The organism is Kitasatospora sp. NPDC057512 (assembly GCF_042802135.1).
Classification (GTDB): Bacteria; Actinomycetota; Actinomycetes; order Streptomycetales; family Streptomycetaceae; genus Kitasatospora.
In genome coordinates, this window is sequence record NZ_JBHVET010001224.1 from 1 (window position 1) to 1,381 (window position 1,381).

The window sequence follows — 1,381 nt, forward strand, 5'->3', positions numbered from 1 at the left end:
GGACCGCATCCACGGCGGTCCGGGCCCGCGGTCCGCAGCGGGATCCCTCAGTCCGTCGGTGGCCGCTCGGTCAGCTTCTGCTGCCGTCTGGCCTGCTTGGCGGCCTTGCGGTCGGCCTTGGTCGTCGCGCCGGAGTCCGTGCCGGCGGGGGCGTCGACGGCCGCCGGGGTGGTGCCGGAGGGGCTCGCCGGTTGCGCCGGGGGCTCGGCCTTGGACTTGCGCAGGTTCTTGGCGACCCTCTCCAGGGTCCGTCCGATCTCCCGGAGGCGCTCCCACTCCTCGGGCTCGAAATCGCCCGTGTGGTCCTTCCGGTAGCGGCCCAGTTCCTGCGTGAACTGGGCCGCTTTCTTCAGGCCGTGGTGGATGAGCTCGTCGTTGTCCGCGTTCTCGGTCAGTACGTCAGCCAGTTCCCCCTCGGCGGTGATCTGCGAGTGGAGGGTCAGCAGGTCACGGGCGTCCCTCTGCCGCTTCTCCGCCAGGACCTCTCCCTCCTTCTCCTTGCGCATGGCGAAGGCGGTCACCTTGTCCGTGAACAGGCGCAGCGGCGCCACGACCGTCAGGGGGACCCGGGCGGAGCTCTCGTGCACCTGCATGTCCCGCGTCTCCGTGGGCACTTTGCCCAGCGTGACGCTGACCTCGGCCCCGCCGAACGTGCCCTTCACCGTCGTGCCGTTGGCGTCCGTGCCCGCTTCGTCCTGCAGCAGGGCTTCGAGGTACGCGACGACCTGCCGGCGCAGCTCCGGGTCCTGGCCCTCGGGGTCGGCGATGTGGAGCCGCAGATCGAGGTCCTGGACGGGCCGTGCGGCCTTCAGCGCGGCCACCCCGCCTCCGCCGCCGATGCTCAGGTGCAGCCCGCTGACACCCAGCCGGTCCTTGACGTCGTCGTTGATGACCCGTTCCAACGTGGCCGCGACGCCCAGCCGGAACTCGGATTCGGCGTCGGTGTCCGATCCGCCTTCGGCGCGCTGGACGGCGGCCGGAGGACGGGCCGGAACGTGGCCGACGGTGTGTCGGTGCTGTTCGGGCCGGGCCTGGGAGTGGCCGACCTGGGAGTGGCCGGTCTGGGAGTGGCCGGCCTGGCGGAGCATCTGGACGACCGCGGCGTTGCCGACCGTGGCCTGGAGGCCGAGCAGCCGCGTGGGCGGGGCGGGGCTGGGCTTGCGGGCAGGGGTACGGCCGCCTGTCTCGGTGGCTCTGGTGGTCTCGTGATCGTGCAAGGAAGGCTCTCCACGGGCGCGGGGCGGTCGACTCCTCCTTGATACTGGGCGGGGGCGAACCAGTGCCAGGTACGGGCGGGCAGCAAAGGTTGCCCGGGCGGGCAACGCGCCGGTACGTGCGCGAACCCGCCTGCGGGGCATGCGGCCACGACTCCGCCGAACAG

Annotated in this window: 1 protein-coding gene; it reads right to left on the reverse strand. The window is 72.2% G+C overall.

What is annotated here, in order from left to right; genetic code table 11:
* Positions 1-47 precede the first annotated feature (47 nt).
* Positions 48-1,217, reverse strand: a complete 1,170-nt coding sequence (locus ACFU6K_RS39080) for a hypothetical protein (protein ID WP_380671444.1) — start codon at positions 1,215-1,217, stop codon at positions 48-50.
* Between the last annotated feature and the right edge of the window lie 164 nt (positions 1,218-1,381).